General features: G+C 73.9%; 13 protein-coding genes. 8 read left to right on the plus strand and 5 right to left on the minus strand.

Features of this window, described 5'->3' with window-relative positions; translation table 11 throughout:
- Positions 1-161: 161 nt before the first annotated feature.
- On the minus strand, positions 162-956 hold the full coding sequence (locus OO60_RS27650; protein WP_003102314.1) for an SDR family NAD(P)-dependent oxidoreductase: 795 nt from the start codon (positions 954-956) through the stop codon (positions 162-164).
- Position 957: 1 nt separating this feature from the next.
- Entirely contained in the window at positions 958-1,761 is an 804-nt protein-coding gene (locus OO60_RS27655) for an alpha/beta hydrolase (protein WP_003102316.1), read from the minus strand.
- Positions 1,762-1,904: 143 nt separating this feature from the next.
- Between OO60_RS27655 and OO60_RS27660 the strand changes: the two genes are divergently transcribed.
- The 6 genes from OO60_RS27660 to OO60_RS27685 all read left to right on the plus strand — a co-directional run bounded on the left by OO60_RS27660 (position 1,905) and on the right by OO60_RS27685 (position 6,266).
- Positions 1,905-2,870, plus strand: coding sequence for a LysR family transcriptional regulator (locus OO60_RS27660; protein ID WP_003102318.1), 966 nt, complete (start codon positions 1,905-1,907; stop codon positions 2,868-2,870).
- Between the two features lie 82 nt (positions 2,871-2,952).
- Positions 2,953-3,303 (plus strand): UBP-type zinc finger domain-containing protein, encoded by a 351-nt coding sequence (locus OO60_RS27665; protein WP_003102320.1) that lies wholly within the window; start codon positions 2,953-2,955, stop codon positions 3,301-3,303.
- 22 nt (positions 3,304-3,325) lie between these two features.
- Complete coding sequence (locus OO60_RS45065; RefSeq protein WP_003102322.1) at positions 3,326-4,327, plus strand: toll/interleukin-1 receptor domain-containing protein; 1,002 nt, start codon at positions 3,326-3,328, stop codon at positions 4,325-4,327.
- A 117-nt stretch (positions 4,328-4,444) separates the two neighbouring features.
- Positions 4,445-4,885 carry a hypothetical protein gene (locus tag OO60_RS27675; protein WP_003102324.1) on the plus strand — a complete coding sequence of 147 codons (441 nt, stop codon included), beginning with the start codon at positions 4,445-4,447 and terminating at the stop codon, positions 4,883-4,885.
- 164 nt (positions 4,886-5,049) lie between these two features.
- Positions 5,050-5,934, plus strand: coding sequence for a helix-turn-helix domain-containing protein (locus OO60_RS27680; protein ID WP_156081328.1), 885 nt, complete (start codon positions 5,050-5,052; stop codon positions 5,932-5,934).
- Positions 5,935-6,038: 104 nt separating this feature from the next.
- Positions 6,039-6,266 carry a hypothetical protein gene (locus OO60_RS27685; RefSeq protein WP_155848974.1) on the plus strand — a complete coding sequence of 76 codons (228 nt, stop codon included), beginning with the start codon at positions 6,039-6,041 and terminating at the stop codon, positions 6,264-6,266.
- A 10-nt stretch (positions 6,267-6,276) separates the two neighbouring features.
- Here OO60_RS27685 and OO60_RS27690 read toward each other — a convergent pair whose 3' ends face one another.
- Positions 6,277-7,329 carry an ANTAR domain-containing protein gene (locus OO60_RS27690; RefSeq protein ID WP_240490789.1) on the minus strand — a complete coding sequence of 351 codons (1,053 nt, stop codon included), beginning with the start codon at positions 7,327-7,329 and terminating at the stop codon, positions 6,277-6,279.
- 63 nt (positions 7,330-7,392) lie between these two features.
- A complete protein-coding gene (locus OO60_RS45070; RefSeq protein ID WP_081655954.1) occupies positions 7,393-7,773 on the minus strand; it encodes an STAS domain-containing protein in 381 nt (126 codons plus the stop codon).
- Positions 7,774-8,130: 357 nt separating this feature from the next.
- On the opposite strand from OO60_RS45070, the gene OO60_RS27700 reads away from it, so the two are divergent.
- Entirely contained in the window at positions 8,131-8,616 is a 486-nt protein-coding gene (locus OO60_RS27700) for a hypothetical protein (RefSeq protein WP_003102333.1), read from the plus strand.
- 22 nt (positions 8,617-8,638) lie between these two features.
- Here the strand turns inward: OO60_RS27700 and OO60_RS48235 are convergent, their stop codons facing one another.
- On the minus strand, positions 8,639-11,338 hold the full coding sequence (locus tag OO60_RS48235) for a BTAD domain-containing putative transcriptional regulator (protein ID WP_033262395.1): 2,700 nt from the start codon (positions 11,336-11,338) through the stop codon (positions 8,639-8,641).
- Positions 11,339-11,638: 300 nt separating this feature from the next.
- Between OO60_RS48235 and OO60_RS45075 the strand changes: the two genes are divergently transcribed.
- Positions 11,639-12,631, plus strand: a complete 993-nt coding sequence (locus OO60_RS45075) for an SEFIR domain-containing protein (RefSeq protein WP_003100488.1) — start codon at positions 11,639-11,641, stop codon at positions 12,629-12,631.
- The last annotated feature ends 10 nt before the right edge of the window (positions 12,632-12,641 follow it).

Raw genomic sequence — 12,641 nt, forward strand, 5'->3', positions numbered from 1 at the left:
GACCCGGGGAAACGCTTTCCCCGGACGGCGGTGCGGCGCGAGAACGCGCCCGCAGCAACGACCGCCCGGCCGAAGCCGGGCGGGCGGCACGTCCGGAGAGCTGAAGACGAACCGGGCTGCGGTTACCCCGTCGTCGCGTCACCCAAACGCCGGGCAGTCCCTCAGTGCGTCTCGGTGCTGAAGCCGCCGTCGATGGTGAGCGTGGCGCCGGTGATGTTGCCCGCCACCCGGTCGCTCGCCAGGAACGCCACCAGGTTCGCCACCTCCGCCGGCCGGGTGAAGCGGCCGGTCGCCGCGTGGGCGGCCGCTTCGCCCGCGATGGCCTCCGGGTCCGCGCCCGTCGCGGCGGCCAGGGTTTCCGCCACGCCGCCCGCGCCGAGCCACAGGTCCGTCGCGACCGGGCCCGGGCTGATCGCGTTGGCGCGGATGCCGCGGGGCCCGAACTCCTTCGACACCGACTTCGTGAAGTTGACCAGCGCCGCCTTCGCCGCGCTGTAGTCGATGACGCCGGGGTCGGGCAGGTGCGCGTTGACCGAGGCGATCGTGACGATGCTCCCCCGGCCCGCGGTGACCATCGTCGGCAGCACCGCGCGCGTGGCGCGGACCGCGCTCAGCAGGTTCGAGGTCACCGACCGCTGCCACTCGTCGTCGGTGACCAGCAGGAAGCCGTTCGGCCGCGGGGTCACCGCGCCGACGTTGTTGACCAGGATGTCGATCCGGCCCAGCTCGGCCAGCGCGAGCTCGGCGAGCCGGCCCGGGCCGTCGGCGGTGCCGAGGTCGACCGCCAGTGCGTGCGCCTTGCCCGCCCGCACCAGCGCTTCCAGGTCCGGCCCCGGCGTGCGGGCGCCCGCCACGACGTGCGCGCCCTCGGCGATCAGGGCTTCGGTGACGGCCAGGCCGATGCCCCGGCCGGCTCCGGTGACGACGGCGACCGCGCCGTCCAGGCCGAGGTCCACGTCAGCTGATCCCCTGCTCGCGCAGCCAGCCGAGCACGGCGTCGGCGACTTCGCGCCAGCCGTGGTCGATGGTGAGCGAGTGGCCGCGGCCTTCGAACTGCTTCAGCTCGGTGACCGCGGTCGAGTCGCGGTACTGCTTGAACGTCGAGCGGGTGACCACGTCCGGGACGGTGTGGTCCGCGGTCCCGGAGATCAGCAGCAGCGGGCCGCGGTCCGCGCGGCGGGTGTCCACCGCCGCCTGCGAGTGCAGCACGAAGTTGGCGGCCGCGGCCTGGAACAGCGGGCGGGCCGGGGACGGGATCGTCCAGCGCCGGTGCAGCTCCGCCGACTCCTCGTCGCTCAGCGCGTTGCCGAAGCCGAACCGGAACTCCTTCTCCGTCAGCGAAACCGAGCGGTGGAGGTTCGCCGGGTTGCCCAGCGCGGGCAGGCCGGCGCGCAGCTGCGCCAGCGGCAGCGGCAGGACGCCCTTGATCTGGGCCGGGTCGATGGCGACCCCGGCCAGGCCGATCCCCTGCCCCAGCAGCTTCTCGGTGATCAGGCCGCCGAAGGAGTGCCCGACGAGCACCGGCGGCCGCCCGAGGCCTTCGACGATCGAGGCGAAGTGGGCGGTGGCGTCGTCGATGCCGATGTCGGCGACCGCGTCGGGGTTCGCCCTGGCCAGCTCGACGGTCTCGGGCTCGTGCGGCCAGCCGGGCGCGACCGGGGCGTACCCGGCCGCCCGGAAGTGCTCGATCCAGGGGTTCCACGAGGTGGCGTGCAGCCACAGACCGTGGACGAACACCACGGGTGTGCCCTCGTCGGCCATCGGATCCTCCAGTGCGTGAGGGGGCTTTCCCCGGAAGCCAACCCGATGCGCGGCCACGGCGTCCATGACCTGTTGCGCGCGCATCGATAGCCGTGGTGGCATCGTCGGTGACCGGCTCCACCCCTGCGCGCGGGAAGGCCCGCATGGACCTCGACCTCCGGCTGGTGCGGTACTTCGTCACCGTCGCCGACGAACTGCACTTCGGCCGGGCCGCCGCCAAGCTGTTCATCAGCCAGCCGGCGCTGTCGAAGCAGATCCGCAGGCTCGAGGCCGACGTCGGCGGGCCCCTGCTGGTGCGCGACAGCCGCCACGTCGCGCTGACCCCGCGCGGCGAGCGGTTCCTGCACCTCGCCCGGCAGCTGCTGGCCACCGCGGACCGGATGCTGCGCGAACCGGCGCCGCATCACCTCCGGATCGCCCACATCTTCGAACTGGACACCAGCCGGGTCGTCGCCGACGCCTTCCTCGCCGCCCACCCCGGCATCCGGCTCGTGCAGAGCCAGATGGACAGCGGCCGCCAGCTCGCCGCGCTGCTCGCGGACCAGCTGGACGTGGCGATCCTGCGCGTCACCGGCGCGATGCAGGCCGCCCACCCGGCCGGGTGGCAGCACGCGTTGCTGCGGCTGGAGCCGTTCTGGCTGGTCGGCAGGCCCGGCGACCCGGTACGGGCGGCCGCGTCGGTGCACGAGCGTCCGCTGGAGGTCTTCGCCGACGCCCCCGGCACGGCGTTGTACAACGTGCACGGCCGGTACCTCAGCTCGCTGGAGCGGCACACCGGCCTGGCGCTGAACTGGCTCGGCAACCCCGGCACGTTCGGCACTTGCCACGCGGCGCTCACCCGCGCACCGGGCCGTGCGTACCTGCTGGAGTTCGACAGCTACGCCCGCCGGTACACGGCGTCGGGCGTCCCGGCCTGCCGTCCGCAGGAACTGCAGCCGGTCTACCCCTGGTCGCTGGCCTGGCGCGACGGTGAACAGCCGGAAGCCGTCCAGGCGTTCCTCGAGATCGCGCACGAAACCGCCGCCCGCCACCACTGGCTGCACCCCGAGCGCGCCGGCGCCGCCACGCTGTGGGCGCCGCCCGAGGACCTCACCGTCGCGACCGCGTGATCGCCGCCGGTGCCCGGACGACGTAGCCTTCGCTGGTGGCGTGGCCCGCCGAGGCCGCGCGGGAACGAGCAGAGGAGTTCGCATGCAGGGAGTCGACCCGTCGGTGCCGCCCAGCGGCACGGGCTGCGCGGAGTGCGACGCCGCCGACCCGCAGGGCTGGTGGTTCCACCTGCGGCGCTGCGCCGGCTGCGGGCACATCGGCTGCTGCGACTCCTCGCCCGGCCAGCACGCCAGTGCCCACGCCGCGGCCACCGGCCACCGGTTCGTGCGCAGCTTCGAGCCCGGCGAAGAGTGGTTCTGGGACTACGACGAGCAGGTCATGTTCGAATCCGGCCCGGCACTCGCCGAGCCCGCGCACCGGCCGCTCACCCAGACCGCACCCGGGCCGGCCGGGCGCGTGCCGGAGGACTGGAACCGCCGCCTGCACCGGTGACCGCGCCCGGGGATGCGGTTGAATGACCGTCGTGACGCTCGACGACTGGCTGGCTCACCTCGCTTCGGCGGCCGGCGACCGGGTCACCCTCGACACCGCGCTCGTCGCCGAACTCGCCGGAGCGCTCGGGGTGGACGAGACCGAACTGCTGGCGACCGTGCAGGACCTGCTCGATTTCCACGCCGGAAGCGCAGTCGACCTCCGCAGCGGCCCGGCTAAGGTGGCCGCGCCGGTGGCCCGCGCCACGGTGTTCGGGTCGATCGCCACGACGGTCCTGCGGCACCTCGGGGCCGGTGACGTTCCGGCCGGCACCGCGAACCTGCTGTTCCCGGTGGAGCGAGCGGAATTCACGACGGGCGAGCTCGTGCTGCACGTCCGCCCGCCCGGCGCGGTGCCGTCCGGTTCCGGCGCGGCGGGCGTCCCGGCCCTGCTGGACCGGGCGAGGCGCGCCGGCGAGGTCGTGCTGGGGCGGCGGATCCGCCTGGTGACCGGGCCGAAGGTGTTCATCTCCTACGCGCACGACGACGACGGCCACAAGGAAACCGTCCGGGCGCTGGCAGAACTGCTGGTGCGCAACGGGATCGACGCCGACCTCGACCAGTGGGCCGGTGCCGGGCGCCAGGACTGGCAGGCGTGGGCGACGAGCCTGATCTCGAGGGCCGGGTTCGTGCTCGTCGTGGCATCGCCCGCCTACCGGCGCGTCGGCGACGGTTTCGCGAAGACGAACGACAACCGGGGCGCGCAGGCCGAGTCGGCGACCATCCGCGACCTGCTGCACCGCGACCGGCACACGTGGACGGCGAAGCTGCTGCCCGTGGTGCTGCCCGGCCGCTCGATCGACGACATCCCGCTGTTCCTCCAGCCCTACTGCGCCGACCGGTACCACGTCACCGAACTGTCCGACACCGGCATCGAAGACCTGCTGCGCGCGCTGACCGGGCAGCCGCGGTACGTGCGACCCGCCCTCGGCGCCGTACCGCACCTGCCGCCCCGCTCGCTCCCGCGCCCGCCGGGACGGCACTGACCCGGCGGACCGCCGCCGGTCCGAACCTGGTCCGGCCTTGGTCCACGCGACGCCGGAGGGCCGCCGCGGCCCCTACGTTCGAGCCCCGAACGGCACCCCCGAACGAAAGGACCGCCCGTGTCGACATCCCGGTCGCTCAGGATCCTGCTCACCACCGGACTGTTCGCCGCGCTCACGGTGAGCTCGTCCGTGTTCGCCACCACCGCGGAGGCGGCGAACACGTGCGTGAACCACCCGGTGGACGGCTTCAACTTCGGCGTGTGCGTCAACCAGCTGCAGACGACCTTCGACGCGCGCGCCGAGCTGTACGTCAACGCCACCAACCCGAACGCCCTCCGCGGGTGTTCCGTCGAGCTGGAGCTCTGGGACGAGAACGGCGGTGGCCGGCTGGAGGACACCGTCCGCGACTGCACGACCCGGTTCCAGTACGGGCAGACCTACGCCAACGGCTGCTCGACGCACGTCGTGCACGCGGACGCCTACCTGCACGCGGCGAACGGCGGGTTCCGGGTCGGCCCGAGCGCGTCGGTGACGATCCGCCCGCACCCCGAGTGCTGAGGGAACCGGCCGGGGCGGTGCTGCCCGCCCCGGCCCACCGGCACCGGAGCGAACGGCGGAACCGGCTGCCCCGGTCGTGCGCGAGCCGGCCGGACGGCGTGACACGCTCGCGGCGCCCCGGATAAAGTCCCTCCCCGTGATCCGACAGGGAGGTCCGGGCCACGGTGGCGATACCAGGTGTGCACAGCGAATCCGCGCAGGTGCTCGGGGCCCGGATCCGGGAACGGCGGATGGCGCGGGGGCTTTCCCTGCGAGCGGTGGCCCAGCGGGTCGGGCTGGCCGGGCACGGCACGCTCGTCGACTACGAACACGGCCGCCGGATCCCGCCGGACGACCTCGTCGCCGCCCTGGAGAAGGTCCTGGAGATCGACGACGGTTCCCTGCGCGACCTGCGCGCGAAAGCGCTCGCCGAACGGGCGCTCCGGGAGTCGGCCGCGCTGCTCGGCCCACGCGCCGCGGCGGAGCGTCCCCGGCCGTGGCGGCGCCGGCTCGCCGTCACCGGGATCGCCGTCGCGCTGGTCGCGCTCGTCGCGGGGTGGCTGGTCTGGCGGTCGGCCCCGGCGGTCGCCCCGACCGGCGCGCCGGCGCGCATGGGCTTCGAAACCGACGCGGTCCGCTGGTGGGTGCTCTACGGCGCCCAGGTCGCCCACGTGGAAACCACGTCGAGCCTCGCCGCGGAAGGCAAGCGCTCCCTGCTGGTCACGGTGACCGGCGCCTCGGCGGCGAAGGGCTATTCGGCGGTCGGCATCTCCCACGACGTCGGCTCGGTCAAACCGGGCATGCAGGTGCACGCGGCCATCTGGGTGCCGGGGCCCGAACGCGGCGGGATCAGCTTCCTCGTCCACGATTCCCGCGGGAAGAACCACTGGTCGGTGGAGAACCGGTCGGCGGGCGACCAGCAGACCGAAACCCCGCTGCCCGACCACGCGGGCTGGACGCCGTTCAGCTGGACCGTTCCCCCAGTGGACGAAGTGACGACCATCGGCATCCAGTTCTGGAGCGAGTCCGACCAGCCGCTCCTCGTCGGGATCGACGCCGTCACCTGGTGACGGCTCCGCGGTTGCCCCGGCCGGCAACCCGTTGTTCCCTGGTACCGGATCGGGTGGTGGCGGTGCTGGGGTTCCGGACGGTTCCCCACGGACGGGTGGACGCGATGACCGGAGACAGGCAGTCCGACGGCGAGGTCACCGAGGCGGAGGCCGGACGCCCGGGCGTCGCGGAACGGGCGTGGCTCAGCGCAACGGACCGGCACGCGGACGCGGCCGACCGCCGCACCCGGGCCGAGCTCATCCTCCGCCAGACAGCGGACCGGCTGGCCCGGTCCCGGACCATCACCGGGCAAGCCGCCCCGGACAGCGAACCCGATCCCGGCCCCGGCTGACCCACACCGCTCAGCGGTCGATTTCCGACCGGCGGTCCGCCAGCGTCTTCGCGAGGTCGACGAGCTTCACGTTCAAGTCCTGGGACGTCTTCCGCAGCAGGTCGAACGCCGCCTCGGCGGTGATGCCCTGGCGTTGCATCAGGATGCCCTTGGCCTGGCCGATGACGTCGCGGGAGCTCACCGCGCGCCGCAGGTTCAGGCGCTCGAGGGCGGCCAGTTCGGCCGTCTGCGCGTGGGCGATGGCCAGGGAGGCGTGGGTGGCCAGGAGCAGGGCGCTGTGCCGGTCCGCCACGTCCAGGCCGCCGGGCTCCCGCGAGTAGAGGTTCAGCGCCCCGCCCACCACGCCGCCGCCGTCCGCGGGCTGCAGGGCCGTCGAGATGATCGACCGCAGGCCGTGGCCGGTGGCGGCGGTGGCGAACGACGGCCAGCGGTCGTCGTCGCGGAGGTCTTCGCTGATCACGTAGCCGGGGCCCGAAGGCAACGCCGCCGACAGGCACGGGCCCTGGCCGCTGCGGTACTGCACCTGGTCCAGCACGTTCGCCACCGGCGTCGTTTCGACCGGGGTGAAGAACGAGCCGTCGGCGGCCAGGAGCGTGATGCTCACCAGGTCCGCGCCCGCCACCACGTGCACCGCGGCGTCGACGATGTGCCGCAGCGCGTCCGCCACCGTCGTGTCGCCCAGCAGGGTGCGGGTCAGCGTCTCGAACCCGGCGAAGGCCGGTTCGAGCTCGCCGGCGGGGCGCCGGCCGGCCACCGCCGCTTCGAGGTCGTCGAACCACGCCATCCCGGCCAGGTCCAGCACCCGGGCGACCGCGCTCGCCGGCCGGGCCACGAGCCGGACGCGGCCGCCGCCCCCGAGCACGAACGCGGCCAGCGTCCGCGCGGCCCGGGCGGAGAGCAGGTCGAGGTCCCGCGCGTCGAGCACGACACCGCCCGGCGACGCGGCCACGGCGGCGTGCAGGGACTGCACGACCCCCGCCGTGGCGGCCGCGTCCAAGCTGCCTTCCGCCCGCAGCACGAGCGTCTCCCGCAGCGCCACCGGCTCGACGTCGAGTTCGTCCACCGTGTGCACCTCTCCGCCGTCGTCCCCTCTTGCGTACCCGGACGGGCCCGGTTTCATGCGGGGTCAGGACCGCCCGGTCACCAGCGTGGTCACCGTGTCGCCCGCCTCGGCCAGGCGCAGTACCCCGCCGAGCCGGCACGCCTCGACCGCGCGCCGGACCACAGGTGACGGCAGGAGCACGAAGTCCGCTCCGCGGTCGGCGCACGCTTCGCTCACGAGCAGCAGGGCCCGCAGGCCGGAGCTGCCGCAGAAGGTGACCTCGCCGAAGTCGGCGATCATCAACGTCGTTTCCGGCAGCGCCGAGGACAGCGTTTCGAACAACGAGTCGCCGTTCGAGCTGTCGATTTCCCCGGCCACGGAGACCACGGTCACCGAATCCGCGATCCGGCGGACGGCAATGCCGATTCCGAGCGAACCACCGCAGTCCACCCGCCACTGTCGCATCGAACTCACCCCTGATCATGGTTCAGTGCGGTAGGAGGGACAATTTAGACCGCGCGGCTCCGGCGGGGCAACCGGACGCTGCCGAATCCCGCTTTCGTGGCTTCTGCGGCGGGATTTCCGGTTCACCGGGACGGTGATTTCCGAACCGTTTTCACGGCCGGGTTTCCCCGCGGACGGCGGCCGCGCAGCAGGTGGACACCGGCCGCGGACCGGAACTCGACCGCGCGAGCCCGGCGACGGTCCCGATGTCCAGTTCCCCGGGTCGTCAGTGCGGCTCATGACCACGAGCAATACCCCTCCACATGATCGAATAGCGCGTTTCCGGTTGTCCGCGGCCCCGCCGGGTACGCGGCCCGGATGACCGGCAACCGAGATCCGTCGCTCCCGTCGGACAGTTCAGTCCGGCGGTTCACCGACGACCTGGTCGGCGCCGCGTTGGCGGGCGGCTACGACGACGTCGCCGAGGCGCTGGGCGTGCTGGCCCGCGCGGAATCGGCGCGGGTCGCCGCCGCCGTCGTCGGTGAGCTGGTGAGCCGCTGCACCGGCGCGGTGCGCGCGCACCAGCGCACGCAGGCCGACGCGCTGTTCACCGTCGTGGTCGAGAACGAGCAGGGCGAGTCCGCTTCGGTGGAACGGCTGCCGCGCGGGCCGCGGGCGGCGTTGCGCGCGGTGCTCGCGGCCCTCAACGACGACGAGGCGAGCCGCGACATCCACGTCGGGCTGGCCGCGGGCGGCAGCCCGGCGGACCTCGTGGGCGTGCTCAGCCACCTGCTCGTGTGGCTCGTCGAGCTGTCGGCCACCTCGGCCGCGGAGTTCCCGCTGTTGAGCTGTTTCGCCGACTGACGCGCCGGTGGGTCCGGCGCCGTCAGCCGGCGAGCGCGGCCAGCCGTTCCTGCACCCGCGCGTGGCGGAACTGGTAGACGCCGCCGGCCTGCCGGAGGACGCCGCGGCGGTGGGCGTCGTCGAGGAAGTGCATCAGGCGCCAGGGCAGGCGGCCGGTCGCGGCGAGCCAGACGTGGTGGACGAAGTAGGTGCCCCACGCCCGGGTCACCAGGACCGCCAGGCCGATGCCGCCCCCGAAGCACACGCCGACCACGAACGGCAGCACCGGATTCGTCGCCGGCGGGAACACCTGGCCGCCGGCGATGGCGCCCGCGAGGCCGTAGCACACGGCGGCGACGCCCCGGGCCATGAAGAACCCGAACAGCGCCCCCGCCAGGCCACCCGCGAAGGCGAGCGCCAGGTCGTACCGGCCGCCCAGCACCGGCAGGAACCGCGTCTGCGCGGTGAACGCGAACGCCATCCCGTCGAACAGCCCCAGTGACACCAGGAACGAGACGGACAGGGCGATCGCACCGGTCCGTTCGTTGCGCAGGATCGTGCCGGGACTGGCCACGCGGCTGGCGTCGACCGGTTTCGCCAGCCACACGTGCACCGCGAACACCAGGCCGAACACGAGCGCCAGCAGGACCACCAGGCCGGTGGCGAGCGACCAGCCCAGCCCGAGCAGGACACCCACGACGGCGCCGAGGGCGAACCGGCCGGCGAACTTCGCCGCGGCGCCGGCGAAGCGCAGTTCGGTGCGCAGCGGCTCCGGCGCGCGCCCGAAGCGGTGGGTCAGGTAGGCGGCGGCGCCGAACGAGAGGCCGTAGATCGCGGCCAGCCCCGGGCCTTCGTCGACCCAGCCGGTGGCGGCGAAGAACACCGCGATCAGGACGCCGACGAGACCCGACCGGGTCCGGACGGGAACCGCCCGGTACAGCTGCCACCAGGCCAGGTCGCGGGTGCGCGTCTGCTCGAGGTGCCGGGCCAGGAACCCCAGCCAGTGCGCCGCCTGCGCCGCGGTGTACCGCCCGGACGGGCTGGTCTTCGGGTTCCGGCCCGGCGGCTGCGGCACCTGTGCGTAGGCGTTTGGGACGAAGGAGTCGAGCAGCCGTCCTTCGAGGACTTCGGCGTCTTCGGCGTCGAGCAGCTCCGCGGGATCGGCGCCGGGACGGCCGTAGGCGATCCGGGCGAGGTCGACCATCAACGGCGTCCGCAGCACCCGGCCCAGCGGCGCGCCCGGCTCGCGGCCCAGCCGCTCGGCCACCGGGCGCCAGCGGTCCCGGCCGGTGCCCTGCCGCGCGGCCAGGTAGGCCAGCGCTTCCTGCCGGGCGACGGGTTCGAGGCGCACCACGGTGGCGCCGCTGAAGACCGGCCCGGATTCACGCCGGACCTGCTCGTACTCGGCCGAGCGGCTGGTGAGCACCACCGACCGGCCCACCGCCATCGTCTGGTCCAGTGCGTCGAGCGCGGCCACGCGCAGGTCGGGCGGCAGCTCGTCGAGGCCGTCCAGCACCGGGAGCACGTGGCCGCCGAGGACGAGCCGGGTGGGCGCGTCCCGGCCGTACTCCCGCGGGTTGAGCAGCGCCGGGTGGTTCTCGGCGAGCCGGCCCGCCAGCCACCGGTCGAGGTGTTCCCGCCGCGGATCCCAGGAGGCCAGCGAAAGCAGCACCGGGACCGGCGCGCCCGGCGCGCGGACGCGCAGCAGCTCCAGCGTCAGCACCAGAGCGAGCACCGACTTGCCGGAACCGGGCTCGCCGAGCACGACCAGCTGCGGCAGCGGCAACGCTGCGAAGGCACCGGCGATGTCGTCGAGGTCGCCCCGCCGCACCGGCCTTCCCGGCCGCGCGACGGCCGACCAGCGCAGCGCGATCGGCTGCGGCCGGTGCAGGGACCGCAGCTCGGCTTCGGCGCGCCACTGCCACGTGACGGCTTCGGCCAGCTCGGTGACCGCGCGGTCGAAGTGGTGCTCCGGCGCGGGTTCCGGGACCGCGGCGGCCGGCTCGGCGGGGGCGGCCTCGGCGAGGATCCGGTCGTGCAGCCGCCGCAGCTCGGGGTTCGGGTCGACGCCGAGCTCGTCGGCCAGCCGGCCGCGCAGGCCGTGGAACAGTGTCGACGCCTCGGCGTACCGGCCCTCCTCGGCGAGGGCGCGCATCAGGAGCAGGTGGGACAGTTCGCGGATCGGGTGCTCGCCGCAGAACTCGGTCAGCGTGCGGACGACCTCCTCGGTTTCGCCGAGCCGCAGCTGCCAGCCGGCGCGGAGTTCCACGGCTTCGGCGCGCTGTTCGTCGAGCACAGCGGCCCGGCCGGCGAGCGTGGTGGTCCGCAGCCCGTCGAGCGCCGGGCCGCGCCACAGCGCGAGCGCGGCGCCGGCCTCCTCGACGGCGTCGGCGAGTTTCGCCTGCCCGGCAAGCCCGCGGGCGGCCGCGACGTGCCGCCGGAACCGGAGGGCGTCGAGGTCTTCGGCGTCGGCCAGCAGGCGGTACCCGGGGCCGTCGGTGACGATCGACGCGCCGGCCTCGCCGAGCCGGCTGCGCAGCGCGGAAACGGAGTTGCGCACCTGCTTGGCGGCCGTCACGGGCGGCTCGTCCTCCCAGAGCGCGTCGATCATGCGCTCGACCGGGACGACGGAGTTGGCGTTGAGCAGCAGGGCGGCGAGCGCGCGCTGCTGGCGCGGGCTGGCGAGGGTGATCCGGTCCTCGTGGGCGCGCACTTCCAGCGTCCCGAGAATCCGGAACCTCATCGATCTCCCCCTCGCCTCGAGCCCGTCGCCCGCCTCCGGGGTCCGGAACACGCAGGTGGAGCCGCGCGAGGACGAAACGAGGACGGCGTCGGAAACCCTAGGGCCACGGCGGAAGAGGGGGAATGCCGGGGCGACCCGGTGGCGGGCGCGTCGTTGGGGGTCGCGCCCTCCACCGGGACCGCTCGTGCCCGGATCCGGGGACTGGACAGAAGCCGGACAATCCGCGTCGCGGGCGGCCGCGGCGCGATTCCTGGGGTTCAATCGGTGCCCACCGCACCGAGGAGCCCGAGGAAAGACCGGATGAGCATCGGAGAACACCCGCGGGTCTTCATCAGCTACGCGCACGATTCGGCCGGGCACCAGGACCTCGTCCGGCAGTTCGCCACCTTCCTGCAGGCCCAGCTGGGGGTCGAGGTGTTCTTCGACCAGTGGGTCGACGGCCACCGGCTCGACTGGTCGCTGTGGGCGTCCCAGCACCTCACCAAGGCCGACTTCGTGCTGGCCATCGCCTCGCCCGCCTACAAGCGCCGGGCCGAGGGCGACGAGGTTCCCGACGTCGGCCGCGGTTCCCAGTTCGAGGCGGCGATGATCCGGGACAACCTGACCCGGGACCTGCCGCGCGGAACGCGGCGGATCCTCCCCGTGGTGCTGCCCGGGCGGAGCGTCGACGAGATCCCCTCGTTCCTCAACGCCCATTCCACCACCCGGTACGAGATCGCCGAATTCACCCTCGAAGGGACCGCGAGCCTGCTGGCCGCGTTCACCGGCGTCCCGCGGTTCGCGCCGCCGAGGATCGGTGAGTGGGTGGGCGCGCGGCAGGCGAGCCGGCCGGCGCCGGGCGCCCGGCTGCTCACCACGGTGCTCCAGCCGGTCGCGAGCACGTCGGACATCCGGTTCGCCGGCGCCGAGATCGACGGGATGCACCGCGGTACCAGCATCGTCTACCGGCCGCAGCTGTTCGCCAACGACCCGCGCGGCGTCGTCGAGTTCAACCTGGGCCGGCGGTACCGGCGCTTCGAGTCGGTCGCCGGGGTGCTCGACGACGCCGACGAAGCCGACCAGGTGGGCTACTTCCAGGTGTTCCTGGACAACGTGCCGCAGGGCCAGTTCGAAGCGCGCCTCGGGAAGCCGGCGTGGATCCAGTGCGACGTCGTCAACGTGCTGCGGATGAAGCTCGTCGCGTGGCGGCCCGGGATGACCCTGCACCCGCTGGCCGCCGGCGCGGCCATGGCCGTCGGCCGGTCGAACCAGCTGCCTTCGCTGGGCTGGGGCGACCCCACCCTGGTCGAATAGCGGCGAGGGG

The organism is Amycolatopsis vancoresmycina, from assembly GCF_000716785.1.
Taxonomy (GTDB): domain Bacteria; phylum Actinomycetota; class Actinomycetes; order Mycobacteriales; family Pseudonocardiaceae; genus Amycolatopsis; species Amycolatopsis vancoresmycina.